General features: G+C 60.7%; 25 protein-coding genes and 1 pseudogene. 22 read left to right on the top strand and 4 right to left on the bottom strand.

All coding sequences use genetic code 11. The annotated features are described in order from the left end of the window. The 20 genes from cysE (at window position 1) to PSH87_RS22960 (ending at window position 18,065) form a co-directional block, all read left to right on the top strand. On the top strand, window positions 1-783 hold the full coding sequence (cysE, locus tag PSH87_RS23055) for a serine O-acetyltransferase (protein ID WP_017736828.1): 783 nt from the start codon (window positions 1-3) through the stop codon (window positions 781-783). Between the two features lie 299 nt (window positions 784-1,082). Continuing rightward, entirely contained in the window at window positions 1,083-1,574 is a 492-nt protein-coding gene (gene iscR, locus PSH87_RS23050; RefSeq protein WP_003194020.1) for a Fe-S cluster assembly transcriptional regulator IscR, read from the top strand. Window positions 1,575-1,624: 50 nt separating this feature from the next. Further along, the gene (locus tag PSH87_RS23045; protein ID WP_305431249.1) at window positions 1,625-2,839 is read left to right on the top strand and encodes an IscS subfamily cysteine desulfurase; all 1,215 of its coding nucleotides are present in this window, start codon (window positions 1,625-1,627) and stop codon (window positions 2,837-2,839) included. 99 nt (window positions 2,840-2,938) lie between these two features. Continuing rightward, window positions 2,939-3,325, top strand: a complete 387-nt coding sequence (gene iscU / locus PSH87_RS23040; protein ID WP_010565229.1) for a Fe-S cluster assembly scaffold IscU — start codon at window positions 2,939-2,941, stop codon at window positions 3,323-3,325. Window positions 3,326-3,353: 28 nt separating this feature from the next. After that, a complete protein-coding gene (gene iscA, locus PSH87_RS23035; RefSeq protein ID WP_003175963.1) occupies window positions 3,354-3,677 on the top strand; it encodes an iron-sulfur cluster assembly protein IscA in 324 nt (107 codons plus the stop codon). 8 nt (window positions 3,678-3,685) lie between these two features. Next, a complete protein-coding gene (gene hscB, locus PSH87_RS23030; RefSeq protein ID WP_038848811.1) occupies window positions 3,686-4,207 on the top strand; it encodes a co-chaperone HscB in 522 nt (173 codons plus the stop codon). A gap of 53 nt (window positions 4,208-4,260) precedes the next feature. Then, window positions 4,261-6,123: a Fe-S protein assembly chaperone HscA gene (hscA, locus tag PSH87_RS23025; protein ID WP_305431246.1), complete on the top strand. Its 1,863-nt coding sequence runs from the start codon at window positions 4,261-4,263 to the stop codon at window positions 6,121-6,123. 3 nt (window positions 6,124-6,126) lie between these two features. After that, window positions 6,127-6,468, top strand: a complete 342-nt coding sequence (gene fdx, locus PSH87_RS23020) for an ISC system 2Fe-2S type ferredoxin (protein ID WP_017736823.1) — start codon at window positions 6,127-6,129, stop codon at window positions 6,466-6,468. Between the two features lie 14 nt (window positions 6,469-6,482). Then, the gene (gene iscX, locus PSH87_RS23015) at window positions 6,483-6,683 is read left to right on the top strand and encodes a Fe-S cluster assembly protein IscX (RefSeq protein ID WP_017736822.1); all 201 of its coding nucleotides are present in this window, start codon (window positions 6,483-6,485) and stop codon (window positions 6,681-6,683) included. 88 nt (window positions 6,684-6,771) lie between these two features. Continuing rightward, window positions 6,772-7,197: a nucleoside-diphosphate kinase gene (gene ndk, locus PSH87_RS23010; RefSeq protein ID WP_003175956.1), complete on the top strand. Its 426-nt coding sequence runs from the start codon at window positions 6,772-6,774 to the stop codon at window positions 7,195-7,197. A 29-nt stretch (window positions 7,198-7,226) separates the two neighbouring features. Continuing rightward, complete coding sequence (gene rlmN / locus PSH87_RS23005) at window positions 7,227-8,375, top strand: 23S rRNA (adenine(2503)-C(2))-methyltransferase RlmN (protein WP_017736821.1); 1,149 nt, start codon at window positions 7,227-7,229, stop codon at window positions 8,373-8,375. Between the two features lie 12 nt (window positions 8,376-8,387). Then, a complete protein-coding gene (gene pilW, locus PSH87_RS23000) occupies window positions 8,388-9,146 on the top strand; it encodes a type IV pilus biogenesis/stability protein PilW (protein WP_305431244.1) in 759 nt (252 codons plus the stop codon). Then, on the top strand, window positions 9,146-10,144 hold the full coding sequence (locus PSH87_RS22995) for a RodZ family helix-turn-helix domain-containing protein (RefSeq protein WP_017736819.1): 999 nt from the start codon (window positions 9,146-9,148) through the stop codon (window positions 10,142-10,144). The genes pilW and PSH87_RS22995 overlap by 1 nt, the downstream gene beginning before the upstream one ends. A 2-nt stretch (window positions 10,145-10,146) precedes the next feature. Continuing rightward, the gene (gene ispG / locus PSH87_RS22990; protein WP_017736818.1) at window positions 10,147-11,256 is read left to right on the top strand and encodes a flavodoxin-dependent (E)-4-hydroxy-3-methylbut-2-enyl-diphosphate synthase; all 1,110 of its coding nucleotides are present in this window, start codon (window positions 10,147-10,149) and stop codon (window positions 11,254-11,256) included. Between the two features lie 23 nt (window positions 11,257-11,279). Further along, on the top strand, window positions 11,280-12,569 hold the full coding sequence (gene hisS / locus PSH87_RS22985; RefSeq protein ID WP_017736817.1) for a histidine--tRNA ligase: 1,290 nt from the start codon (window positions 11,280-11,282) through the stop codon (window positions 12,567-12,569). Between the two features lie 41 nt (window positions 12,570-12,610). Continuing rightward, the gene (locus tag PSH87_RS22980) at window positions 12,611-13,252 is read left to right on the top strand and encodes a tetratricopeptide repeat protein (protein ID WP_017736816.1); all 642 of its coding nucleotides are present in this window, start codon (window positions 12,611-12,613) and stop codon (window positions 13,250-13,252) included. Continuing rightward, entirely contained in the window at window positions 13,245-14,396 is a 1,152-nt protein-coding gene (bamB, locus tag PSH87_RS22975) for an outer membrane protein assembly factor BamB (protein WP_305431241.1), read from the top strand. Before PSH87_RS22980 ends, bamB begins: the two co-directional genes overlap by 8 nt. Before the next feature lie 134 nt (window positions 14,397-14,530). Next, window positions 14,531-16,000 (top strand): ribosome biogenesis GTPase Der, encoded by a 1,470-nt coding sequence (gene der, locus PSH87_RS22970; protein ID WP_003194008.1) that lies wholly within the window; start codon window positions 14,531-14,533, stop codon window positions 15,998-16,000. 137 nt (window positions 16,001-16,137) lie between these two features. After that, window positions 16,138-17,286 carry a pyridoxal phosphate-dependent aminotransferase gene (locus tag PSH87_RS22965; protein WP_017736814.1) on the top strand — a complete coding sequence of 383 codons (1,149 nt, stop codon included), beginning with the start codon at window positions 16,138-16,140 and terminating at the stop codon, window positions 17,284-17,286. Continuing rightward, the gene (locus tag PSH87_RS22960) at window positions 17,274-18,065 is read left to right on the top strand and encodes an amidohydrolase (RefSeq protein WP_305431240.1); all 792 of its coding nucleotides are present in this window, start codon (window positions 17,274-17,276) and stop codon (window positions 18,063-18,065) included. The genes PSH87_RS22965 and PSH87_RS22960 overlap by 13 nt, the downstream gene beginning before the upstream one ends. A 151-nt stretch (window positions 18,066-18,216) precedes the next feature. Here the strand turns inward: PSH87_RS22960 and leuA are convergent, their stop codons facing one another. The 4 genes from leuA to PSH87_RS22940 form a co-directional block, all read right to left on the bottom strand. After that, window positions 18,217-19,896 (bottom strand): 2-isopropylmalate synthase, encoded by a 1,680-nt coding sequence (gene leuA, locus PSH87_RS22955; RefSeq protein ID WP_017736812.1) that lies wholly within the window; start codon window positions 19,894-19,896, stop codon window positions 18,217-18,219. Between the two features lie 322 nt (window positions 19,897-20,218). After that, window positions 20,219-21,040 (bottom strand): M23 family metallopeptidase, encoded by an 822-nt coding sequence (locus tag PSH87_RS22950; protein WP_017736811.1) that lies wholly within the window; start codon window positions 21,038-21,040, stop codon window positions 20,219-20,221. Between the two features lie 3 nt (window positions 21,041-21,043). Beyond that, window positions 21,044-22,423, bottom strand: a complete 1,380-nt coding sequence (xseA, locus tag PSH87_RS22945; protein WP_305431238.1) for an exodeoxyribonuclease VII large subunit — start codon at window positions 22,421-22,423, stop codon at window positions 21,044-21,046. A gap of 30 nt (window positions 22,424-22,453) precedes the next feature. Further along, a complete protein-coding gene (locus PSH87_RS22940) occupies window positions 22,454-23,344 on the bottom strand; it encodes a LysR family transcriptional regulator (RefSeq protein ID WP_305431237.1) in 891 nt (296 codons plus the stop codon). A gap of 99 nt (window positions 23,345-23,443) precedes the next feature. On the opposite strand from PSH87_RS22940, the gene PSH87_RS22935 reads away from it, so the two are divergent. Beyond that, window positions 23,444-24,211, top strand: a complete 768-nt coding sequence (locus tag PSH87_RS22935; RefSeq protein ID WP_305431236.1) for a sulfite exporter TauE/SafE family protein — start codon at window positions 23,444-23,446, stop codon at window positions 24,209-24,211. Between the two features lie 135 nt (window positions 24,212-24,346). Further along, window positions 24,347-24,896: pseudogene (locus PSH87_RS22930) on the top strand (sugar ABC transporter ATPase). The last annotated feature ends 42 nt before the right edge of the window (window positions 24,897-24,938 follow it).

Genomic DNA, 24,938 nt, shown 5'->3' with positions numbered 1-24,938 from the left:
ATGTTCGAGCGTCTGCGAGAAGATATCCAGAGTGTTTTCCACCGTGACCCGGCGGCGCGCAACGCCTTTGAAGTGCTGACCTGCTACCCGGGCATGCACGCCATCTGGATTCACCGCCTGTCCGGCGCCCTGTGGGGCATGGGCTGGAAATGGCTGGCGCGGCTGGTGTCGAACTTTGGTCGCTGGATGACCGGGATCGAGATCCATCCGGGTGCCAAGGTGGGGCGTCGCTTCTTTATCGATCATGGCATGGGCATCGTGATCGGCGAGACCGCTGAAATCGGTGATGACGTAACCCTGTATCAGGGCGTAACCCTTGGCGGTACCAGTTGGAATAAAGGCAAGCGCCACCCGACACTGGGTGATGGCGTGGTGGTAGGGGCGGGCGCCAAGGTGCTCGGTCCATTCACGGTCGGTGCGGGCGCCAAGGTGGGGTCCAATGCCGTGGTGACCAAGGCCGTGCCACCTGGCGCAACGGTTGTCGGCATTCCTGGGCGGATTATCGTCAAGCCGGAAGTCGGCGACGAGCAGGAAGCCAAGCGCAAGGCCATGGCCGAGAAGATCGGCTTTGATGCCTATGGCGTCAGCGAAGACATGCCCGACCCTGTGGCGCGCGCCATTGGTCAGTTGCTCGATCATCTGCAAGCGGTCGACGGTAAGCTGGATGGCATGTGCGGCGCGTTGAAGGATCTGGGCAGCCCTTACTGCGCGAAGGATCTGCCCGAGTTGCGCGAAGAAGACTTCGCCGAAATCAAGGACGAAGCTGCCACCAAGGCTGGCTAGTTCCAAAGGTCAATACATAACCCTGTGGGAGCTGGCTTGCCTGCGATAGCGGTGGGTCAGTAACCCAAGAGGTGGCTGGCATACCGCTATCGCAGGCAAGCCAGCTCCCACATTTGATCTCCATTGGTCTTACGGCTCCCGCCCGGGCCTGATGCTGCTGGTCCTCCCCACCCCATCCTGCTATGATTCGCGCGCCCTTTTTACGGGTAATCCTGACTAAAGTACTAGGTCTTATAGTTGACTTAAATACTCGGGAATCGCATACTCGCTCCCATTCTGAAACACCTTGGTACTTGTCCATGAGACTGACTACAAAAGGCCGATACGCGGTGACTGCCATGCTCGACTTGGCTTTGCACGCGCAAACTGGGCCGGTGTCCCTGGCCGATATCTCCGAGCGTCAAGGCATTTCCCTGTCCTACCTTGAGCAACTGTTCGCCAAGCTGCGCCGCAGCAATCTGGTTTCCAGCGTGCGTGGGCCAGGGGGTGGCTATCAGCTTTCCCGCGATATGCAGGGCATCCAGGTCGCCCAGGTGATCGACGCGGTCAACGAATCCGTCGATGCCACCAAGTGCCAGGGCCTGGGTGATTGCCACGCCGGCGACACCTGCCTGACTCACCACCTGTGGTGTGACTTGAGCCTGCAGATCCATGAGTTTTTGAGTGGTATCAGCTTGGCTGATCTTGTGACTCGCCGTGAGGTGCAAGAAGTAGCCCAGCGTCAGGACCAGCGCCGTTGCAACACCAAGGCGCCGCGTCTGGACAAGATTGAAGCGTCCGCCGTCGAGTGACAGCCGAAGAGCTAACGGCACGCCAGCCAGCCTGATTTAGGAGAAAGTCCATGAAATTGCCGATTTACCTTGATTACTCTGCGACCACCCCGGTTGATCCGCGTGTCGCGCAAAAGATGAGCGAATGCCTGCTGGTTGACGGAAACTTCGGCAACCCGGCCTCCCGTTCCCACGTGTTCGGCTGGAAAGCCGAGGAAGCGGTGGAAAACGCTCGTCGTCAGGTCGCTGACCTGGTCAACGCCGATCCGCGCGAAATCGTCTGGACCTCCGGTGCTACGGAATCCGACAACCTGGCAATCAAGGGCGCGGCGCATTTCTATGCGACCAAAGGCAAACACCTGATCACCACCAAGATTGAGCACAAGGCTGTCCTCGACACCATGCGCCAACTGGAGCGTGAAGGTTTCGAGGTCACCTACCTCGAGCCGACCACCGACGGTATCGTCACCCCGGCCATGATCGAAGCCGCGCTGCGTGAAGACACCATCCTGGTTTCCGTGATCCACGTGAACAACGAAATCGGCACCATCAACGACATCGCGGCCATCGGCGAGCTGACCCGTTCCAAGGGCATCCTGCTGCACGTCGACGCTGCTCAGTCCACCGGCAAGGTCGATATCGACCTGTCGAAGCTGAAAGTCGACCTGATGTCGTTCTCTGCCCACAAGACCTACGGCCCTAAAGGCATCGGCGCGCTGTACGTGAGCCGCAAGCCTCGCGTGCGCATCGAAGCCACCATGCACGGCGGCGGTCACGAGCGCGGCATGCGTTCGGGCACCCTGGCGACCCACCAGATCGTGGGCATGGGCGAAGCCTTCCGCGTAGCCAAGGAAGACATGGCTGCCGAAAACATTCGTATCAAGGTCCTCAGCGACCGCTTCTACAAGCAGGTCGAGAACCTTGAAGAGCTGTACATCAACGGCAGCATGACCGCCCGTGTACCGCACAACCTGAATTTGAGCTTCAACTACGTCGAAGGCGAGTCGCTGATCATGGCGCTCAAGGACCTGGCGGTTTCGTCCGGTTCGGCCTGCACCTCGGCGTCCCTTGAGCCGTCCTACGTGCTGCGCGCCCTGGGCCGCAACGACGAACTGGCACACAGCTCGATCCGCTTTACGTTCGGCCGTTTCACCACCGAAGAGCAAGTTGACTACGCCGCGCAGAAAGTCTGCGAAGCCGTGAACAAGCTGCGCGTCCTGTCGCCACTGTGGGACATGTACAAAGACGGTGTCGATATTTCCAAGATCGAGTGGGCGGCACACTAAATATAGAAGCCGCCACCCCAGCTCTGTAGGCACGTGGCGGAAAACGCAGGCGTGTCTACAGGGTCCCAGAGCGGCCCTGATGAGTGAGGATTCAGTACCATGGCTTACAGCGAAAAGGTCATCGACCACTACGAAAACCCGCGTAACGTCGGCAAGATGGACGCGGAAGACCCAGATGTCGGCACTGGCATGGTCGGCGCTCCGGCGTGCGGCGATGTGATGCGCCTGCAGATCAAGGTCAACGAAGCGGGCGTTATCGAAGACGCCAAGTTCAAGACCTACGGCTGCGGTTCGGCCATCGCCTCCAGCTCCCTGGCGACCGAATGGATGAAAGGCAAGACCCTGGATGAGGCTGTCACCATCAGCAACACCCAGCTGGCCGAAGAACTGGCCCTGCCGCCAGTGAAAATCCACTGCTCCGTACTCGCTGAAGACGCCATCAAGGCGGCCGTTCGCGACTACAAGCAGAAGAAAGGCTTGATCTAAGCATTTGGCGACGAGTAAGGAGTCAACGATGGCTATCAGCATGACAGAAGCGGCTGCGCAGCACATTCGCCGCTCCCTGAATGGGCGCGGTAAAGGTGAGGGGATTCGTCTGGGTGTACGCACCACGGGCTGTTCCGGCCTTGCCTATGTGCTGGAGTTCGTCGACGAGGTGGTTGCGGAAGACCAGGTGTTCGAAAGTCACGGCGAGAAAGTGATCATCGACCCTAAAAGCCTGACCTACCTGGACGGCACCGAGCTCGATTTCGTCAAGGAAGGGTTGAACGAAGGCTTCAAGTTCAACAACCCCAACGTACGCGGTGAATGTGGCTGCGGCGAAAGCTTCAACATCTGAGGCTATTCGTGGGTACTCCTTGTCATTTCGCTTTATTCGAGCTGCAGCCGAGCTTTCGGCTGGACCTTGAGCAGCTTGCCACGCGCTACCGAGAGTTGGCGCGTGGGGTGCATCCAGACCGCTTTGCCGACGCCTCCGAGCGTGAGCAACGCGTTGCTCTGGAGAAGTCGGCCAGCCTCAACGAGGCTTATCAGACCCTGAAAAATCCGCCCAAGCGCGCGCGTTACCTGCTCGCGATGAACGGTGGAGAGCTGCCGCTGGAAGTCACGGTGCATGATCCGGACTTCCTGATGCAGCAGATGCAGTGGCGCGAAGAACTCGAAGACTTGCAGGACGAAGCCGATCTGGCCGGTGTTGCAGTCTTCAAGCGTCGTCTGAAAACGGCCCAGGATGAGCTCAACGAAAGCTTCGCAGCCTGTTGGGATGATGCAGCGCAACGTGAACAGGCCGAACGCCTGATGCGGCGCATGCAGTTCCTCGACAAGCTCACCTACGAAGTGCGCCAGCTAGAAGAGCGCCTCGACGATTAACCCCGTGTGCTGCCCGTGATGCACGCCTGATAGACAGATAAGACCTGATTACCATGGCCCTACTGCAAATCGCCGAACCCGGCCAAAGCCCACAACCGCACCAGCGTCGCCTGGCGGTCGGGATTGACCTGGGCACCACCAATTCCCTGGTTGCTGCCTTGCGCAGCGGCCTGTCCGAGCCGCTGCCCGACGCCGATGGCCAGGTGATCCTGCCGTCCGCCGTGCGTTATCACGCGGATCGCACCGAAGTCGGCGAGTCGGCCAAATTGGCCGCGTCTACCGATCCCTTGAATACCGTGCTGTCGGTCAAGCGCTTGATGGGTCGTGGGTTGTCCGACGTCAAGCAATTGGGCGACCAGCTGCCGTACCGCTTTGTCGGCGGTGAATCCCACATGCCGTTCATCGACACCGTGCAGGGCCCGAAAAGCCCGGTGGAAGTGTCGGCCGATATCCTCAAGGTGCTGCGCCAGCGCGCGGAAAGCACCTTGGGCGGCGAACTGGTAGGGGCGGTGATCACCGTTCCAGCCTATTTCGATGACGCCCAGCGCCAAGCCACCAAGGATGCGGCAAAACTCGCCGGCCTGAACGTGCTGCGCCTGCTCAACGAGCCGACGGCTGCTGCGGTGGCTTACGGCCTCGACCAGCATGCTGAAGGCCTGGTCGCGATCTACGATTTGGGCGGCGGTACCTTTGATATTTCGATCCTGCGCCTGACCGGCGGTGTGTTTGAAGTGCTGGCCACCGGCGGCGACAGCGCCCTGGGTGGCGACGATTTCGACCACGCCATTGCCGGCTGGATCATCAGCAGCGCCGGTCTGTCCGCCGACCTAGACCCGGGCGCGCAGCGCAACCTGCTGCAAACCGCCTGCGCCGCCAAAGAAGCGCTGACTGATGCTGCTTCCGTTGAAGTTTCCTACGGCAACTGGTCGGCCCAGCTGACCCGCGAAGCCTTCGATGCGTTGATCGAGCCGATGGTCGCCCGCAGCCTGAAAGCCTGCCGCCGCGCCGTGCGTGACTCCGGTATCGAGCTGGAAGATGTCGGCGCCGTGGTCATGGTTGGCGGTTCCACCCGCGTGCCGCGTGTTCGTGACGCTGTCGCCGAGGCCTTTGGCCGCCAGCCGTTGACTGAAATCGACCCGGATCAAGTGGTCGCCATCGGCGCCGCGATCCAGGCCGACACCCTGGCCGGCAACAAACGCGACGGTGGCGAACTGCTGTTGCTCGACGTGATTCCGTTGTCCCTGGGCCTGGAAACCATGGGCGGCCTGATGGAGAAGGTGATTCCACGCAACACCACCATCCCAGTCGCCCGCGCCCAGGACTTCACCACTTACAAAGATGGCCAGACGGCCATGATGATTCATGTGCTGCAAGGCGAGCGCGAGCTGATCAGCGACTGCCGCTCCCTGGCGCGCTTTGAATTGCGCGGCATTCCGGCGATGGTGGCCGGTGCGGCGAAGATTCGCGTGACCTTCCAGGTCGACGCCGATGGCCTGCTCAGCGTTGCGGCGCGTGAGCTAGGCTCGGGCGTTGAAGCCAGTATCCAGGTCAAGCCGTCCTACGGCCTCACCGATGGCGAAATCGCCAAGATGCTTAAGGACTCGTTCCAGTACGCCGGTGACGACAAGGTCGCCCGCGTATTGCGCGAGCAGCAAGTGGATGCCCAGCGCCTGCTCGAAGCCGTGCAGGGTGCCCTGGACGTCGATGGCGAGCGCCTGCTGGACGCGGAAGAACGCATGGTCATCGACCTGCAGATGCAGGAACTGGCCGAATTGATGAAAGGCACCGATGGTTATGCCATCGAGCAACAGACCAAGCGTCTGTCGCAAGTGACCGATGCCTTCGCTGCCCGCCGCATGGACCAGACGGTGAAAGCCGCCCTGGCGGGACGCAACCTGAATGAAATCGAGGAATAATTAATGCCGCAGGTCATTTTTCTGCCACACGCCGAGCATTGCCCGGACGGTATGGTCGTGGAGGCTGAGACCGGCAAGTCCATCCTCGAAGTCGCCCATGACAACCACATCGAGATCGAAAGTGCCTGCGGCGGCGTCTGCGCCTGCACCACCTGTCACTGCATCATCCGTGAGGGCTTCAACACCCTGGAAGAGGCTGACGAACTGGAAGAGGACTTTCTTGATCGCGCCTGGGGCTTGGAAGCGCATTCGCGCCTGAGCTGTCAGGCCAAGGTCGGGACCGAAGACATCACTGTCGAAATTCCGAAATATTCGCTCAACCATGCGGCCGAAGCGCCGCACTGATTGGTAGAACTGTCATGAATTATGGTTGGAATGATGTACAGCGCATTGCTGAAGAGCTCGCTGAAGCCAAGCCGGATGTGAGCCCGCTGACGGTCAACTTCGTTGATCTGCAGCGCTGGATCATGGAGCTGCCTGATTTCGACAATACTTCTGGCCGTTGTGGCGAGAAGGTCTTGGAAGCGGTCCAGCAGCTCTGGATCGAAGAAATCGACTGATCGTCCCCGCAGGTTAGGCAATACCCAATAACCCGCGTATAATTCGCGGGTTTAATTTTTCGTAAATTACCGTTTCTGGAGTTACACCATGGCTGTTCAACGTACTTTCTCCATCATCAAGCCTGACGCTGTTGCAAAAAACGTCATCGGCGAGATCACCACTCGTTTCGAAAAAGCCGGCCTGAAGGTTGTAGCTTCGAAACTCAAGCAACTGTCCAAAGCCGAAGCTGAAGGCTTCTACGCTGAGCACAGCGCTCGTGGCTTCTTCGGCGACCTGGTTGCCTTCATGATCTCCGGTCCTGTTGTTGTTCAGGTTCTGGAAGGCGAAAACGCTATCGCTCTGAACCGTGAGCTGATGGGCGCTACCAACCCTAAAGAAGCTGCTGCCGGCACCATCCGTGCTGACTTCGCTGAATCCATCGACGCCAACGCTGTACACGGTTCGGACTCCGAAGCTGCTGCTGCTCGCGAAATCTCGTACTTTTTCGCTGCTACTGAAGTAACCGCTCGCTAAGCATTGGCTTAAAGAGTGAGGGTGAATCCATGACTACATCGACTGTTAAAACCAACCTGCTGGGTCTGACCCAGCCGGAAATGGAGAAATTCTTCGACTCAATCGGGGAGAAGCGTTTCCGTGCCGGTCAGGTAATGAAATGGATTCACCACTTTGGCGTCGACGATTTCGATGCCATGACGAACGTCAGCAAGGCCTTGCGCGACAAGCTCAAGGCCATTGCTGAGGTCCGTGGTCCCGAAGTGGTGAGCGAGGACATCTCCAGCGACGGCACCCGTAAGTGGGTGGTGCGCGTGGCGTCCGGCAGCTGCGTCGAGACCGTGTACATTCCCCAGGGCAAACGCGGCACCTTGTGCGTTTCGTCCCAGGCAGGCTGCGCCCTGGATTGCAGTTTCTGCTCCACCGGCAAGCAAGGCTTCAATAGCAACCTCACCGCCGCCGAAGTCATCGGCCAGGTGTGGATTGCCAACAAATCCTTTGGCAGCGTCCCGGCAACCGTCGACCGTGCCATCACCAACGTGGTGATGATGGGCATGGGTGAGCCGCTGCTGAACTTCGACAACGTCATCGCGGCCATGCACCTGATGATGGACGACCTGGGCTACGGCATCTCCAAGCGCCGCGTGACCCTGTCGACCTCCGGCGTGGTGCCGATGATCGATGAGCTGGCCAAGCACATCGACGTCTCCCTGGCGTTGTCGCTGCACGCACCCAATGACGCATTGCGTAACCAATTGGTGCCGATCAACAAGAAGTATCCGCTTAAGATGCTGCTCGAATCCTGCCAGCGTTACATGGCGACCTTGGGCGAGAAACGCGTGTTGACCATTGAGTACACCATGCTCAAGGACATCAACGACAAGGTTGAGCACGCTGTCGAGATGATCGAGTTGCTCAAGAACACCCCGTGCAAGATCAACCTGATCCCGTTCAACCCGTTTCCCCATTCTGGCTACGAGCGGCCGAGCAACAACGCCATCCGCCGTTTCCAGGATCAACTGCACCAGGCCGGCTACAACGTCACCGTGCGCACCACCCGTGGTGAAGACATCGACGCCGCCTGTGGCCAATTGGTCGGGCAGGTGATGGACCGCACCCGCCGCAGTGAGCGTTACATCGCCGGGCGTGAAGCGAATGCCGCCGACGATTTGCCGCTGATTGCTGTGAATCGAATCTGAGAGAGGATCTCTATGCCCTTGCGCCTTGCGCTGCTCTTGCTTGTTACCGGCCTCGCGGCCGGTTGTGTTTCATCGGGCCATGACAGCCCTTTGCAAACCGGCAAAGGCCGTGATGAGGCGCGAGTTGCCTATGTGCAACTGGGCTTGGGGTACCTGCAACAAGGCATGAGCGAGCAGGCCAAGGTGCCGCTGAAGAAGGCCCTTGAGCTGGACAGCGACGATACCGACGCCAATGCGGCGCTCGCCCTGGTGTTCCAGGCCCAGGCCGAGCCTGACCTGGCCCACCACTATTTCCGCAAGGCGCTGGCCTCCCGACCTGCCGACCCGCGGCTGCTGAACAACTACGGCAGCTTCCTGTTCGAGCAGAAACGTTTTGACCAGGCCGCCCTTTATTTCCAGCAAGCCAGCGCCGATACCCTTTATCCTGAGCGTTCCCGTGTCTTCGAGAACCTCGGGGTGACCTCGATGCGCCTCGGCCAGCGCGACAGCGCTCGCCAGCAGCTGGAAAAAGCCCTGCATTTGAATGGTCGTCAGCCGCGGGCACTGCTCGAAATGGCTGAGTTATCCTTTGATGACAGGCATTATGTGCCGGCTCGTGACTATTACGAGCGTTTTAGCCTGCTCAGCGGGCAAAATGCACGTAGTCTATTGCTCGGCGTGCGCCTGGCGACGGTTCATGAAGAACACGACACGGCCGCACGTTTTGGCCAGCAACTCGAACGACTCTATCCCGGTACGCCGGAATATCAGCAATACCTGTCGGAGCAATGATGAAAGCGGCGCACCCGGAAGTTGTAGCAGCTAATCGCGTAAACCCAGGCGACACCTTGCGTCAGGCCCGCGAAAGCAATGGTTGGTCGCTGGCAGAAGTGGCCCTCAAGCTCAATTTGACCACTACGTCCCTGGGCAACCTGGAAGCCGGCGCGTTCGACAAGTTGCCTGGGCATACCTTTGCCCGTGGCTACATCCGCGCCTATGCCAAGTTGCTGGGCATCGACCAGGCGGTACTGGTCCAGGAGTTCGACCAGTTCACCGGCACCGACTCCCAGGGCAGCAATGTCCACGGCCTGGGGCGTATTGAAGAGCCTGTCCGGGTTTCCCACACGATTTTGCGCATTGTCAGCCTGTTGCTGCTGATCGCCGTGATTGGCGGCGGTTTTGTCTGGTGGCAAGACCAGACCTCCCAGCGCACCAAGGACCTGACCAGCAACGCCATGGAGCACGTCGAAGTCGAAAGCGCCGACGGCACCACGCAGATTCATCCGTTGGACGAGCCGGAAGACCAGGCGGTCGCCGAAGGCCAGGCTGCACCTGAAGCGCCGGTCACTGCCGAGCAACCGGCACCGGAAGTGGCACCTGCCGCAACCGCTGCCGTGCCAGCGCCAGTCACGCCGGCCGCAGCCGCTCACACCCCGGCTGCCCCCGTTGCCCAGGCCCACACGCCAGCCGCACCGGTACAAGCGCCTGCTCCAGCTACCCCGGCCGCTCCAGCCATTTCCCCGCCGACCACCCCAGCGCTGATCGCCGGCGATGGTCGCGTGCAGATTACCTTCGTCGCTGACTGCTGGACGCAAGTCACCGATGGCAATGGCAAAGTGCTGTTTAGCGGTCTGAAGCGTAAGGGAGATACGCTCGACCAAGGCGGCAAGCCTCCTTTGACGCTGCGTCTGGGCTTTGCCCGTGGCGCGCAAGTGGCCTACAACGGCCAGCCTGTGGACGTGGCGCCGTTCACCACTGGCGAGACCGCTCGCCTGAAGTTGGGACAATAGTCATGCACGGCGAATCTCCAATCAAACGTCGCGTATCGCGCAAAATCTGGGTCGGCTCCGTGCCGGTGGGTGGCGATGCCCCCATCGCCGTGCAGAGCATGACCAACAGCGACACCAATGACGTGGCCGCCACCGTTGCCCAGATCAACCGTCTGGAAGCGGCCGGCGTCGACATCGTGCGCGTCTCCGTGCCGGACATGGACGCCGCCGAAGCCTTCGGCCGCATCAAGCAGCTGGTCAAGGTGCCGTTGGTTGCCGACATCCACTTCGACTACAAGATCGCCTTGCGTGTAGCCGAGTTGGGCGTGGACTGCCTGCGGATCAACCCGGGCAACATCGGTCGCGAAGACCGTGTGCGCGCCGTGGTCGACGCTGCCCGTGATCGTGGCATTCCAATCCGCATCGGCGTCAACGCCGGTTCCCTGGAAAAAGACCTGCAAAAGAAATACGGCGAGCCTACCCCGGCGGCGCTGGTTGAATCCGCGCTGCGCCACGTTGAACACCTCGAACGCCTGAATTTCCAGGACTTCAAGGTCAGCGTAAAGGCCTCCGACGTGTTCATGGCGGTGGAGGCCTACCGCCTGCTGGCCAAGGAAATCGTGCAACCGCTGCACCTGGGTATCACCGAAGCCGGCGGTTTACGCTCAGGCACAGTGAAATCTGCGGTGGGTCTCGGTATGCTGCTCGCCGAAGGGATTGGCGATACTATCCGCATCTCGCTGGCAGCTGACCCGGTAGAGGAAGTGAAAGTCGGTTACGACATTCTCAAATCCCTGCGTTTGCGTTCCCGTGGTATCAATTTCATTGCCTGCCCGAGCTGCTCGCGGCAGAACTTCGACGTGGTGAAAACCATGAACGACCTGGAATTGCGCCTCGAAGACCTGCTGGTGCCACTGGATGTTGCGGTGATCGGTTGTGTGGTCAACGGGCCGGGTGAAGCCAAGGAAGCCCATGTGGGCTTGACCGGCGGTACACCGAACCTGATCTACATCGACGGCAAGCCGGCGCAGAAGTTAACGAATGACAATCTGGTGGATGAGCTCGAAAGACTGATCCGCCAGAAAGCGGCCGAAAAGGTCGCGGCTGACGCAGCGCTGATCGCGCGCGGCTGATTGAACGAATTTAAGGATTTGATGTGAGCAAGTCTCTGCAAGCCATTCGCGGCATGAACGACATCCTGCCGGAGCAGACGCCGCTGTGGCGCTACTTCGAAAGCACCGTCGCGCGCCTGCTGGATAACTACGGTTACAAGCAGATCCGCATGCCGATCGTCGAGTTCACCGAGTTGTTCAAACGCTCCATCGGTGAAGTGACCGACATCGTCGAAAAAGAAATGTACACCTTTGAAGACCGCAACGGCGATTCCCTGACCCTGCGCCCGGAAGGCACTGCTGCGTGCGTGCGCGCCGTGCTCGAGCATGGTCTCACCGGTGCTGGCCAGCCGCAGAAGCTGTGGTACATCGGCCCGATGTTCCGCCACGAGCGTCCACAGAAAGGCCGTTATCGCCAGTTCCACCAGATCGGCCTGGAAGTCTTCAACATCGACGGCCCGGACATCGACGCCGAGCTGATCGTGCTGACCTGGCGCCTGTGGGGCCTGCTGGGCATACGCGACGCCGTCAAGCTTGAACTCAACAGCCTGGGCACCAGCGAATCCCGCGGCCGCTACAAAGTGGCCCTGGTCGAGTACCTGTCGGCCCACCTGGACAAGTTGGACGAAGACAGCCAGCGCCGTCTGAAAACCAACCCGCTGCGTGTTCTTGATACCAAGAACGCCGATACCCAAGCCGTGCTGGTCGACGCGCCAAAAATGGCCGACTACCTGGACGACGAATCGCGCATTCACTTCGAGGGCCTCAAGGCTCGCCTGGACGCGGCCGGCATCCCGTTCGTGATCAACACCAAGCTGGTGCGCGGCCTCGATTACTACAGCAAGACCGTGTTCGAGTGGGTCACCGACAAACTCGGCGCCCAGGGCACCGTGTGTGCCGGTGGTCGCTACGACGGCCTGGTCGAGCAGATGGGCGGCAAGCCGACCACTGGCGTGGGCTTTGCCATGGGCATCGAGCGGCTGATCCTGCTGCTGGAAACCCTGGAAAAAGTCCCGGAAGAAATCTCCCGTCAGGTGGATGTGTACCTCTGTGCCTTTGGCGAGGCCGCCGAGCTGGCTGCCCTGGCCTTGAGCGAAAAGGTCCGCGACCAACTGCCGAACCTGCGCCTGCAAGTCAATGCCGGCGCCGGCAGCTTCAAGAGCCAGTTCAAGAAGGCCGACAAGAGCGGTGCGCTGTATGCACTGATCCTCGGCGATGACGAACTGGCCCAGCAAGTGATAGGTTTCAAACCCCTGCGTGGCCAGGGCGAGCAACAGAACATTGCCTTTGATGCGCTCGCTGCGCACTTGGCCACCTGCGTCGTGCAGGGTTGAAGCTGTCGAACAGCCGAATTTAGCGATTAAGGAGTATTGGGGTGTCGAGTTCTGATGATGATCAACTGGCCGAGTTCAAGGACTGGTGGCAGCGTAACGGCAAGCCCCTGGTTACTGGCGGTCTGCTGGCTTTAGTGGTGGTGTTCGGCTGGCAAGCCTGGCACAAGTATCAGGCCAACCAATCCCAGGGCGCCTCGATCCTCTATCAGCAATTGCTGGAAACCACCCTGACGCCGGACGGCAAGCCCGACCCTGCGCAGGTTGCAGATTTGGCCGGCAAGCTGAAAAACGAATTTGGCGGTAGCACCTACGCCCAATACGGCAGCCTCTTCGTCGCGAAAGTCGCGGTCGACACCGGCAAGCTGGATGACGCCGCCTCCGAGCTGAAGGCCATCGCCGACAAGCCGAAGAACCCGACCCTGGGTGAAATCGCACGTCAGCGCCTGGCTCAGGTACTGGCGGCACAGAACAAGGCCGACGAAGCACTCAAACTGCTCGAAGGCGATGCTGACAAGGCATTTGTAGCCACTCGCGAAGAGCTCAAGGGCGACCTGTTGGTCCAATTGGGTCGTACCGACGAAGCCAATGCTGCGTACCAAAAAGCCAAGGCGGCGCTGTCTGATGAAGCGGCGGTCGGTGGCTTACAAATCAAGCTGGACGACTTGGCCAAAGGGGATGCGTGACGTGATCCGTTGGAAACATGCAGCATTGCTGGCTCTGGCCGTTCTGGCCGCGGGTTGCAGCAGCAACAGTAAAAAAGAACTGCCGCCTGCGGAGCTGACCAGCTTCAAGGAAGAAGTGGTCCTGCAGAAGCAGTGGAGCCGCTCCATCGGTGACGGCCAGGGTGACACCTACAACATGTTGGTACCGGCAATCGACGGTGACAACATTGTGGCCGCTGACGTGACCGGCGTTGTGATCTCGATGGATCGCATGAACGGTGACGTGAAGTGGAAGAAAGACCTTGAGTTGCCTGTATCCGGCGCCGTCGGCGTGGGTTACGGCATGGTCATGCTCGGCACGCTGAAAGGCGAAGTCGTGGCCCTGGATTCCAGCACCGGTGAAGAGAAATGGCGCGCTCGCGTGACCAGTGAAGTCCTCGCACCGCCTGCCACCAACGGCGATATCGTCGTGGTGCAAACCCAGGACGACCGTGTGATCGGCCTCGACGCCAGCACCGGCCAGCAGCGCTGGTTGTACGACAGCACCCCTGCGGTGTTGACGCTGCGCGGTACCAGTGGTCCGGTTGTGACCAACAATCTGGCCGTTGCAGGCTTGTCCACCGGTAAAGTAGTCGCCCTTGATACCCAGAACGGCGTGCCGGCCTGGGAAACCCGTGTGGCTATCCCGCAAGGTCGTTCCGAACTGGATCGCGTAGTGGACATTGACGGTGGCTTGCTGCTGTCGGGTGAAACCCTCTACGTCGCCACTTACCAGGGCCGTGTCGCGGCGCTGGACCTGCAGAGCGGTCGTGTGAACTGGCAGCGTGATGCTTCCAGCTACGCCGGTGTCGCCCAAGGGTTTGGCAGCGTCTACGTAAGCCTGGCATCCGGCACCGTTGAAAGTGTCGACGAGCGTTCCACCACTGCACTGTGGAGCAACGACTCCCTGGCCCGCCGTCAACTGTCGGCACCGGAAGTCTTCTCCAGCTACGTCGCGGTTGGCGACTTCGAAGGCTACCTGCACCTGCTGAGCCAGGTGGACGGTCGCTTTGTCGGTCGCGAGCGTATCGACAGCGACGGCCTGCGTGCTCGTCCGCTGGTCGTGGGTAACATGCTTTATGTGTTTGGCAACAGCGGCAAGCTGGAAGCCCTGACCATCAAGTAAGAACTATGCTTGGGGTAACACCCAGGCGGCCCCGCTTCGGCGGGGCATGCGGCATCTGACGATGCTGCCCCGAGCACCAGCCGCTGCCTTGCAGCGGCTTTTGTATTTTCTGAAATAACGAAGTGGAGAGCCGCATGGTTCCCGTAATCGCCCTGGTGGGCCGACCTAACGTCGGCAAGTCCACCTTGTTCAACCGCCTGACCAGGACTCGTGACGCCATCGTTGGCGACTTGTCCGGTCTGACCCGTGATCGCCAATACGGTGAGGCAAAGTGGCAAGGGCGCTCATACATTATTGTCGACACCGGTGGTATCTCCGGTGACGAACATGGCATGGACGAAAAAATGGCCGAGCAGTCGCTGCTCGCCATTGAAGAAGCCGATGTCGTGTTGTTCCTGGTGGACGCCCGTGCGGGCTACACCGCTGCTGACCAAATGATTGGCGAGCACCTGCGCAAGCGCAACAAGCGTTCCTACCTGGTCGCGAACAAGATCGACAACATCGATCCTGAAGCGGCCCGTGCCGAATTCAGCCCGATGGGCCTGGGCGATGCGATTCCGGTCGCCGGTGCCCACGGTCGTGGTATCACCCAGATGCTGGAAATCGCCCTGCGCGATTTCCCCAAGGATGATGTCGAGGAAGAAGAGGGTGAAGAAGAGATCGTCGCCGAAGGCGAGGAAGCCAAGCGCATTCCTGGTCCGAGCGAAAAAGACGGTATCAAGATCGCCATCATCGGCCGCCCTAACGTGGGCAAGTCGACCCTGGTCAACCGCATGCTCGGTGAAGACCGGGTAATCGTTTATGACCAACCCGGCACCACCCGCGACAGCATCTACATCCCGTTCGAACGCAACGAGGAAAAGTACACGCTGATCGACACCGCCGGTGTGCGCAAGCGCGGCAAGATCCACGAGGAAGTTGAAAAGTTCTCGGTGGTGAAAACCCTGCAAGCGATCAAAGACGCCAACGTGGTGATCTTTGTGATGGACGCCCGCGAAGGCGTGGTGGACCACGACCTGAACCTGCTGGGCTTTGCCCTGGAAGCCGGTCGCGCCCTGGTGATCGCGATCAACAAGTGGGACGGCATGACGCCGAGCGAGCGCGATTTCGTCAAGATCGAGCTGCAACGTCGGCTGTTCTTCGTCGAGTTCGCCGATATCCACTTTATCTCGGCACTGCACGGTACTGGCGTGGGCAACCTCTACGCATCCGTACAGAACTCGTTCAAGTCCGCGGTCACCCGCTGGCCGACCAACCGCCTCACCCAGATCCTGGAAGACGCGGTAGGCGAGCACGCGCCGCCGATGGTCAACAACCGCCGGATCAAACTGCGTTACGCCCACTTGGGTGGTGCCAACCCGCCGATTATCGTGATCCACGGTAACCAGATCGAGAAGGTGCCGAAGTCCTACGTGCGTTACCTGGAAAACACCTACCGTCGTGTCTTGAAACTGGTCGGTACGCCGATCCGTATCGAGTTCAAGGGTGGTGATAACCCGTACGAAGGCAACAAGAACACCTTGACCGACCGTCAGGTGAACAAGAAGCGTCGTTTGATGACTCACCACAAGAAGGCCGACAAGAAGCGCCGGGATAAGAAGTAACGGCAGCTTCAGGTTGTAAGCTACAAGCTGCAAGAGAGGGCTCCTTTGGAGCCCTTTTTTGTGCCTGATGGTTTGTCGCTTGACCTGCTTGCAGCTTGCAGCTTAAAACTTGCAGCCTCACCCGAAGGGGGGCTCCCATGATCACCAGCAAGCTGCCGAATGTCGGCACGACCATTTTCACCACCATGTCGCAACTCGCTGCCGAGACGGGCGCGCTCAACCTGTCCCAGGGCTTCCCCGACTTCAACGGCCCCCAAGGCTTGCTCGATGCGGTGGGCAAGCACGTTGCCAGCGGGCACAACCAATATTCGCCGATGACCGGCCTGCCGGCCCTGCGCCAGCAAGTGGCAGCCAAGATCGCCCGCAGCTATGGCGCCACCGTGAATGCCGACAGCGAAGTGACCATCACACCCGGCGCCACCGCCGCGATCTTCTGCGCCATCCAGGCGGTGATCCGCAGCGGTGATGAAGTCATCGTGTTCGACCCTTGCTACGACAGCTATGAGCCCTCGGTCGAGCTGGCCGGTGGTCGTTGTGTGCATGTGCAGTTGAGCCTGCAAGGCTTTGCGCTGGATTTTGAGCGGATCAAGGCGGCGCTGTCGCCGCGTACACGCATGATCATCCTCAACACCCCACACAACCCCACAGGCGCCCTGATCAGCCGCGCCGAGCTGGACCAGTTGGCCGAATTGATCCGCGACCGCGATATCTACCTGGTCAGCGATGAGGTCTACGAACACCTGGTGTTCGACGGTGTGCCTCACGTCAGCGTGCTGGCCCACGAAGAGTTGTACGCGCGCGCCTTCGTGGTCAGCTCCTTCGGCAAGACCTACCACGTCACCGGCTGGAAAACCGGCTACGTGGTTGCGCCACCGGCGCTTACGGCCGAACTGCGCAAGGTGCACCAGTACGTCAACTTTTGCGGCGTGACGCCGTTGCAGTTCGCCCTGGCTGACTTCATGGTCGAGCACCCGGAACATGTCGAGGAACTGCCGGCGTTCTACCAGGCCAAGCGTGACCTGTTCTGCGACTTGCTGGCGCCGTCGCGTTTCAGCTTTAGTCGCGTGGCCGGCACCTACTTCCAACTGGTGGATTACTCACAGATCCGCCCGGACCTGGATGACGTCGCCATGTCCCTGTGGATGACCCGCGAACACGGCGTGGCGACGATCCCGGTCTCGGTGTTCTACCAGAACCCACCGCAAGGCCAGCGCCTGGTGCGCCTGTGCTTTGCCAAACGCGAGGAGACGCTGCGCCAAGCAGCTGAAAAGCTATGCGTGATCTAAGTGCACTGCCGGACCTGAACATCGCCCTGATCCAGACCACCCTGGCCTGGCATGACCGCCAGGCCAACCTGGAACACTTCGAGCTGTTGCTGGAACAGGCCAGGGGCGCCGACCTGATCGTCCTGCCGGAGATGTTCACCACCGGTTTCTCCATGGAGTCCGCTGTCTTGGCCGAACCGGAGCACGGTCCGACCCATCACTGGCTCCAGGCCCAGGCGAAAAAATACAACGCCGTGATTACCGGCAGCGTGATTATCGAGGCCGCCGATGGCAGCCACCGCAACCGCTTGCTGTGGGCACGCCCGGACGGCGAGGTGTGGCACTACGACAAGCGCCACCTGTTCCGCATGGCCGGCGAGCACAATCACTACACCCCCGGCGAACGCCAGGTGCAGTTCGAGTTGAAGGGCTGGCGCATTCGCCCGCTGATTTGCTACGACCTGCGCTTCCCGGTGTGGAGCCGCGATGCCCAGGACACGGACCTGCTGCTGTACACCGCCAACTGGCCCGGCGCACGGCGATTGCATTGGAACCGCCTGTTGCCGGCGCGGGCCATCGAGAACCTGTGTTACGTGGCGGCGGTGAATCGGGTGGGCACGGATGGCAAGGGCTTTGCCTACACCGGGGACAGCCAGGTGTTGGATTTCCAGGGTGAGACCTTGCTCAGTGCGGGGGAAGCGGATGGCGTGTTCCAGGTGTGCCTGAATGCGGCGGAGCTGGCGTCGTATCGCACCCGATTCCCGGCGAATCTGGATGCCGATACTTTTCAGTTTGTCTGACACACCGCTATCGCGGGCAAGCCCGCTCCCACATTTTGATTTGTGAACACGTTCAACTGTGGGAGCGGGCTTGCCCGCGATGAGGCTCTCACAACCAACAAAAAAGGCCCCTGGACTCACATCCAGGGGCCTTCCACATTTCAGCAGCCGATTACGCCGCTTTCGCTTCCAACTGGCTCAACGAACGGTTCAGCGCACTGAACACCGCCTTGAAACTGGCCGTGGTGATGTTTTCATCAATGCCCACGCCATGCACCGGACGTTCACCGTTCACACGCAGTTCAATGTAGGCCGCCGCCTTGGCATTGGTGCCGGCGCCGATTGCGTGTTCGTTGTAGTCCATGATCTCGACCTTGATCGGCAAGGCAGCGACCAGCGCTTCCAGGGTGCCGTAGCCCTTGCCCTGCCAGCGCAGGTTGGTCTCGCCCTGGCCCTTGCCCGACACTTCCACTTCCACGCTGCTGTTGCCGTTCTCTTCCTGCAGACGATGGCTGACCAGCGCGTACGGGGTGTTGGCTTGCAGGTATTCACGCTGCAGCAAGGCGTAGATCTGTGGCGCGGTCATCTCCAGGCCCACGCGGTCGGTTTCGGCCTGGACCACCTGGCTGAACTCGATCTGCATGCGGCGCGGCAAGCTGATGTCGTATTCCTGCTCCAGCAGGTAGGCGATGCCGCCTTTGCCCGACTGGCTGTTCACACGGATCACGGCTTCGTAGCTGCGGCCGATGTCGGCGGGGTCGATCGGCAAGTACGGCACTTCCCACAGGGCGTCGTCTTTCTGCTGGGCGAAGCCCTTGCGGATCGCGTCCTGGTGGGAGCCGGAGAAGGCGGTGTGCACCAGGTCGCCCACGTACGGGTGACGCGGGTGCACCTGGATCTGGTTGCACTCTTCGACGACTTTGCGCACGCCGTCGATATCGGAGAAGTCCAGCTGCGGGTCGAGGCCCTGGGTGTACATGTTCAGTGCCACGGTGACCAGGTCGACGTTACCGGTACGCTCGCCGTTGCCGAACAGGCAACCTTCGACACGGTCGGCGCCGGCCATCAGGCCCAGCTCGGTGGCGGCTACGCCGGTGCCACGGTCGTTGTGGGTGTGCAGGCTGATGATCACGCTGTCACGACGGTTGATATGGCGACCGAACCACTCGATCTGGTCGGCATAGATGTTCGGCGTGGCGCATTCAACCGTGGCTGGCAGGTTTAGGATCATCTTGTGCTCAGGCGTCGGGTTCCACACCTCGATCACCGCGTCACAGACTTCCTTGGCGAACTCCAGCTCAGTAGCGCTGAAGGTCTCCGGGGAATATTCGAAGGTCCACTGGGTCTCTGGCTGCTGGGCGGCATATTTGACGAACAGCTTGGCCGCGTTGACCGCGATGGCCTTGATGCCGTCCTTGTCCTGGTTGAACACGATGCGGCGGAACGACGGCGAAGTGGCGTTGTACAAGTGCACGATGGCCTTTTTCGCACCGCGCAGGGATTCAAAGGTGCGCGCGATCAAGTCTTCACGGCCCTGGGTCAGCACCTGGATGGTGGTGTCCGCGGGGATGTGGTTGTCTTCGATCAGGGTGCGCACGAAGTCAAAGTCGGTTTGCGACGCAGCCGGGAACGACGCTTCGATTTCCTTCACGCCTACCGACACCAGGGTCTTCCAGAAACGCAGTTTCTTCGCGGCGTCCATCGGCTCGATCAGCGACTGGTTGCCATCACGCAGGTCGGAGCTGCACCAGATCGGCGCGGTGGTGATGGTTTTCGAAGGCCAGGTGCGGTCCGGGATGTCGATGGTCGGGAACGCGCGGTACTTCGAAGACGGGTCTTTGAGCATGCTCATCGGGAAATCCTTTGTTTAGGGGCCGAAAAGAGGCGGCCTGCCGTGGAACTGTTATTGGGGATAAAGCGTAGGACGAGGCAGATCGATTCAGCCTGGCAGTCGTGCGCTGACAAGGCACAGGCTGCGGTGCTGGCGGAGCTGAATGAGGGTGTGAGAGGTTTTCATAAGCTCAACCCTAACCGCCGGGGTGAAAGATGGCAAGCAGTCGGGGAAAATTGAGATAAGTTCTGCTATTGGCGTAGAAAACAAGATTTTATGGTTGGGAATTGTCGCGCGTCTATTTTTTATTGCGCGCCATTTGGCTGGCGCGCAATCGAATCAATCAGGGTTGGAAGGCGCCGATAAAGATCGCCGGGTCGACCCGCGCATCGTTGAGGCTGACGTTCCAGTGCATATGCGGCCCCGTCGCACGGCCGGTCGCGCCGACTTTGCCCACCACGGCGCCGCGGGTCAGCTGATCACCGACTTTCACATCGATCTTCGACATATGGCAGAACATGCTGATAAACCCCTGGCCGTGATCGACGAACACGGTGTTGCCGTTGAAGAAGTAGTTGCCCACCAGGATCACCTTGCCATTCGCCGGGGTCTTGATCGGCGTACCCGCCGGCACCGCGAAGTCCAGGCCGGAGTGGGGATTGCGCTCTTCACCGTTGAAGAACCGGCGCACACCGAACTTGCTCGACAGCGGCCCATTCACCGGTTTGTCCAGCACCAGGTTGCTGGGCAGGTTCGGGCTGAAACTGCGGTAAGCCTTGATCTGCACCGCCAGTTCCGCCTCGATGCGCTTGAGTTGCGCCGGCTCGGGGTTTACCTGGCTTTTGTTTTTCAAGGTGATGCGCTGTTCCGGGTACTTCTTGTAGCCGACGATAAACGGCAGGTTGCGCCCGCCACTGCTGAGGCGCTCGTTACCCGGCTTGACCGTCAGCGGGATGCCGACAATTGCCAGCCAGTTGTCCTGTTCCTTTACCACCAACACCGGTTTGCCTTGGTAGCTGGCCTTCGGTGCAGTTGCCGCCGGGCCCAGGTCGACGACGGCCACGCCACCCGGCACCGGCTTGTTCAAGGTGCGGGTGATGTAGCTGTCGGCGTGGGCGTTAACGGCAAGGCACAACAACATCAATAGGCTGAATAAACGTGGCATCAATCAATCCAATAACGAAAGGGTGACGGGCGTGAGGTGGTTGTCTTCCACCCGCACTTGCAGTTGGCCTTCACCGAGGCGTGCGGTCAGGCGCTGGCCGGTGTGGGTTTGCGCGGCATTGCGAATGGCCTGGCCGCGTTCGTCCAGCAGGATGCTGTAGCCGCGGCCGAGGGTCGCCAACGGGCTGACCACGTGCAGCGTCTGCACCTGGCTTTGCAGTTGCAGGCGGCGCGCCTTGAGGCCTTCGCGCATGGCGCGGGGCAGGCGTTCGGCAAGGCTGTCGAGGCGCTGGCGCAGCAGGGCCAGTTGGCGGCCGGGGTGTTGGCCGGCGAGGCGGGTTTCCAGGCGGATCAGGCGCTCGCGACGGGTATTGAGGCTGCGCTCGAAGGCCCGGCGCAGGCGCATGTCCAGGTCGTCCAGGCGCTGGGCTTGCTGGCGCAGGCGTTCGCCGGGATGGCGCAGGCGCCGGGCCATGCCTTCCAGGCGCAGGCGGTCGTGGCTCAGGCGATTGCGCATCAGCATCACCAGGCGGCGATGCAGGTTCTCGACCTGGCGCACCAGATGGCTGGCGTCTGGCGCAAGCAGTTCGGCGGCGGCGGACGGGGTAGGGGCGCGCACGTCGGCGACAAAGTCGCTGATTGATACATCGGTTTCATGGCCGATGGCGCTGACGATGGGCGTAACGCACGCATCCACGGAACGGGCTACGGCTTCTTCGTTGAAGCACCAGAGGTCTTCCAGCGAACCGCCGCCACGGGCCAGGATCAAGGCGTCGAAACCCCGCGCGTCGGCCATTTTCAGCGCCCGCACGATCTGCGGGATCGCCTCGCGGCCTTGCACGGCCGTCGGGATCAGTGTCAGTTCAATGTTCGGCGCCCGGCGGCGGAACACGCTGATGATGTCGCGGATCACCGCGCCCGTCGGCGAACTGATAATGCCGATGCGCCGCGGATGGGCCGGCAGCGGCACCTTGCGCTCGGCGCTGAACAGGCCTTCGGCGCTGAGCTTTTCCTTCAACGCATCGAAGGCCAGGCGCAGCGCGCCATCACCGGCCGGTTCCACCGTATCGAGGATCAACTGGTAGTCGCCACGGCCCTCGAACAGCGAGACCTTGCCGCGCACCTTCACCGCCAGGCCGTCCTTCAAGGCTTGGCGCACCCGCGCGGCGTTATTGCGAAACAGTGCGCAACGCACTTGGGCGCCGCTGTCCTTGAGGGTGAAATACACGTGGCCGGAGGCCGGGCGGGCGAGGTTGGAGATCTCGCCTTCGACCCAGATATTGGTGAACACGTCTTCCAGCAACACCCGCGCGCGGCCGTTGAGCTGGCTGACAGTGAGGACTTCGCGGTCGAGGCCCAGGCGGGCGAACGGGTCTTTAATCATGAGCAGAGATCTTTAATCATGGGCGGCAGTTTATAGGCATTCCTGCAAGGTTTGGCAGAATTGCTCCACCAGTGCGCTGGGCGCCTGCGCGCAAGCCAGGGCCACGGTGCTCAGGCAGTCCGGGTCGGCCAGCGGTAAAAAACACAGGTTGGCGGGGGCGATGTCCTGCATGGATTTTGGTAACAAGGCAATACCGAAGCCGGCCTGGATCAGCTGCAACTGGGTGGTCTTGCGTGACATCACCCGTGCGGCCTTGGGGAAAAATCCCGCACGCATGCACAACTCGGCCGACAGATAACTCAGGCCGCCGCGCTGAGGGTGGGGGATCGAGATAAACGCTTCGTCCTTGAGCTGTTCCAGTTCAATCGGCGCACTGCTGCTTGCCAGCGCATGGCTCGGCGGCACGGCCAGCAACACTTGTTCACTATATAAAGGCGTTACACGCACGCCTTCACGCTGGCGCAGCACCGGCAGGCGCAACAAGCCTACGTCCAGGCGGCCGTCGGCGATTTCTTCCAGTTGCGCTTCCGAGGACAGCTTGGCGATGTCCATCGACACGCCGGGGCAGCGTTCCAGCCAGGTGCTGATTCCTTGCAGCAACGCGCCGCTCATCGGCACGGTGCTCGAATGACTCAAGCGCAGTGTGCCGAGTTGGCCGTTGCCGATCTGCGTCGTCATCTCACTGGCTTTGATCAGCTCACTCAACAGATTGCGCGCCCGCGGGTAGAACGCTTCGCCCGCCGCTGTCAGCCGGGGCTGGCGCGCGGTGCGTTCGAACAGTGGGGTTTGCAGTTGGGTTTCCAGTTCCTTGATCTGCCGGCTCAGCGCCGATTGGGCGACAAACAAACGCTCGGCGGCGGCGCTGAAGCTGCCACTGTCGGCGATTTCGACGAAGTAGCGCAGTTGGCGGGTGGAGATCACGCGTCATGCCTTTTCGAGATAGGTGGAGGGCTTTGAAGATATTAGTCGCAACCCTCGCCGATGGCTAAAGTGAAGGTCATCTTTTTCAAGGAATAACCCATGGGCGCGGTTGAGCTATTGAGCCAGTGGTCGTTTGGCGGTGTGGATTGGCTGGTGATTGCCGTGGGCGTGGTGGTGGCCTACATCGTGTTTGGCATTGCGGGCTTTGGCACGGCGCTGGTGGCAGGGCCGATCCTGATTCTGTTCATGCCGCTGTCAAAAATCATCCCGTTGCTGGTGCTGCTGGATTTTGTCGCGGCCTTTGGCAACCTCCTGCAATCGCGGCGCGACGTGAACAAGCCCGAGCTGCTGAGGTTGCTGCCGTGCATGGCGATCGGTTGCAGCCTTGGCGTGGTGTTTTTGCTTAACCTGCATTCGGATGTGTTGTTGCTGCTGATGGGGCTGTTTATCAGTGCTTATGCGCTCTACAGCCTGCTGGTAAAAGCAAGGCCGGCGCAGTTGGCGGCGGGTTGGTCGATTCCCATGGGCACCGTGGGCGGGCTGTTTGGCGCACTGTTTGGCAGCGGCGGCTTTTTATATGCGATCTACCTGAACAGCCGTTTGCCCAAGGACGCGGCGCGGGCCACCCAAAGTGCGTTGATCAGTTGCAGCACGGTGGTGCGCTTGAGCCTGTTCCTGATGGCCGGGGTGTATGCGGATTTGCCGTTGCTGATGTTGGCGTTGTGCCTGTTGCCGGCGATGGCTTTGGGGCTGTGGTTTGGGCGCAGGCTGACGATGCGCCTGTCGCGGGAGGCGTTTGTGCGGTTGGTGACGTGGTTGGTGCTGGCCAGTGGGCTAGCGTTGATTGGGCGGTATTTGAGTACTTGACCTGTGTGGGGCAGGGATTAAGCTGCCAGCCTTTAGGGCCTCATCGCGGGCAAGCCCGCTCCCACAGGGATTGCATTGCAACTGTGGGAGCGGGCTTGCCCGCGATGGCGCCAGTGGCCACACCGCAGGACTCCCATGAACTCCCAAAGCATCCTTGTCCCGAAAATCTCCACCTTGCCCGTCCACGAACCCCGCGCCCCGGGCGATCGTGCGCTGGCTGGTGCGCAAGAACATCATCAAGGAAGAACTCACCACCTGCGGGCGCACCGGCAACCGCATGGGCTATGCCCTGGCCGACGGCGCCCGCGCGGTGGTTTTGTACCCGCAGGCGCTGCCGTTCAATGAGCCGATCAATGGCCTGGAGATCATCTACAAACGCTGCATCTACACGCCCGCCAAGGGCTTTCTCGAAGAAGCCGGCTGCCCGGAGTGCCGCAAGGAAGTCGGCGAGGCGCTGTTCGACAGCCTGGAAGACTGGATGCCTGGCCACACCGACAACTTCACCTGCCCGCTGTGTGGGCATGAAGACGACATCAACGGCTTCCTGTTCCTGCAGGAGTGCGGCTTTTCCAACCTGGGCTTCATCTTCAACAACTGGGCGGAGGCGGGGTTCAAGCAGAGCTTTATCGACGAATTCGCCGATTGGCTGGACCAGAAGATGAGTTGGGTCAAAGTCGAACTCTAATCCTGATCGTTCCCACGCTCCGCGTGGGAATGCCGCTCTGGA

Source organism: Pseudomonas sp. FP453, assembly GCF_030687495.1.
GTDB lineage: Bacteria > Pseudomonadota > Gammaproteobacteria > Pseudomonadales > Pseudomonadaceae > Aquipseudomonas.
This window is presented reverse-complemented; position numbering and strand designations above follow the sequence as displayed.

What these genes read in the sequence shown, in the direction of transcription:
- PSH87_RS23045 (WP_305431249.1), top strand. Translation starts at nt 1,625, where the DNA reads ATGAAATTGCCGATTTACCTTGATTACTCTGCGACCACCCCGGTTGAT.
- iscX (WP_017736822.1), top strand. Translation starts at nt 6,483, where the DNA reads ATGAATTATGGTTGGAATGATGTACAGCGCATTGCTGAAGAGCTCGCT.
- xseA (WP_305431238.1), bottom strand. Translation starts at nt 22,423, where the DNA reads ATGATTAAAGACCCGTTCGCCCGCCTGGGCCTCGACCGCGAAGTCCTC.
- PSH87_RS22995 (WP_017736819.1), top strand. Translation starts at nt 9,146, where the DNA reads ATGAAAGCGGCGCACCCGGAAGTTGTAGCAGCTAATCGCGTAAACCCA.
- PSH87_RS22935 (WP_305431236.1), top strand. Translation starts at nt 23,444, where the DNA reads ATGGGCGCGGTTGAGCTATTGAGCCAGTGGTCGTTTGGCGGTGTGGAT.
- ispG (WP_017736818.1), top strand. Translation starts at nt 10,147, where the DNA reads ATGCACGGCGAATCTCCAATCAAACGTCGCGTATCGCGCAAAATCTGG.
- iscU (WP_010565229.1), top strand. Translation starts at nt 2,939, where the DNA reads ATGGCTTACAGCGAAAAGGTCATCGACCACTACGAAAACCCGCGTAAC.
- hscA (WP_305431246.1), top strand. Translation starts at nt 4,261, where the DNA reads ATGGCCCTACTGCAAATCGCCGAACCCGGCCAAAGCCCACAACCGCAC.
- bamB (WP_305431241.1), top strand. Translation starts at nt 13,245, where the DNA reads ATGCGTGACGTGATCCGTTGGAAACATGCAGCATTGCTGGCTCTGGCC.
- PSH87_RS22960 (WP_305431240.1), top strand. Translation starts at nt 17,274, where the DNA reads ATGCGTGATCTAAGTGCACTGCCGGACCTGAACATCGCCCTGATCCAG.
- PSH87_RS22950 (WP_017736811.1), bottom strand. Translation starts at nt 21,040, where the DNA reads ATGCCACGTTTATTCAGCCTATTGATGTTGTTGTGCCTTGCCGTTAAC.
- cysE (WP_017736828.1), top strand. Translation starts at nt 1, where the DNA reads ATGTTCGAGCGTCTGCGAGAAGATATCCAGAGTGTTTTCCACCGTGAC.
- fdx (WP_017736823.1), top strand. Translation starts at nt 6,127, where the DNA reads ATGCCGCAGGTCATTTTTCTGCCACACGCCGAGCATTGCCCGGACGGT.
- iscA (WP_003175963.1), top strand. Translation starts at nt 3,354, where the DNA reads ATGGCTATCAGCATGACAGAAGCGGCTGCGCAGCACATTCGCCGCTCC.
- der (WP_003194008.1), top strand. Translation starts at nt 14,531, where the DNA reads ATGGTTCCCGTAATCGCCCTGGTGGGCCGACCTAACGTCGGCAAGTCC.
- iscR (WP_003194020.1), top strand. Translation starts at nt 1,083, where the DNA reads ATGAGACTGACTACAAAAGGCCGATACGCGGTGACTGCCATGCTCGAC.
- leuA (WP_017736812.1), bottom strand. Translation starts at nt 19,896, where the DNA reads ATGAGCATGCTCAAAGACCCGTCTTCGAAGTACCGCGCGTTCCCGACC.
- rlmN (WP_017736821.1), top strand. Translation starts at nt 7,227, where the DNA reads ATGACTACATCGACTGTTAAAACCAACCTGCTGGGTCTGACCCAGCCG.
- ndk (WP_003175956.1), top strand. Translation starts at nt 6,772, where the DNA reads ATGGCTGTTCAACGTACTTTCTCCATCATCAAGCCTGACGCTGTTGCA.
- PSH87_RS22965 (WP_017736814.1), top strand. Translation starts at nt 16,138, where the DNA reads ATGATCACCAGCAAGCTGCCGAATGTCGGCACGACCATTTTCACCACC.
- pilW (WP_305431244.1), top strand. Translation starts at nt 8,388, where the DNA reads ATGCCCTTGCGCCTTGCGCTGCTCTTGCTTGTTACCGGCCTCGCGGCC.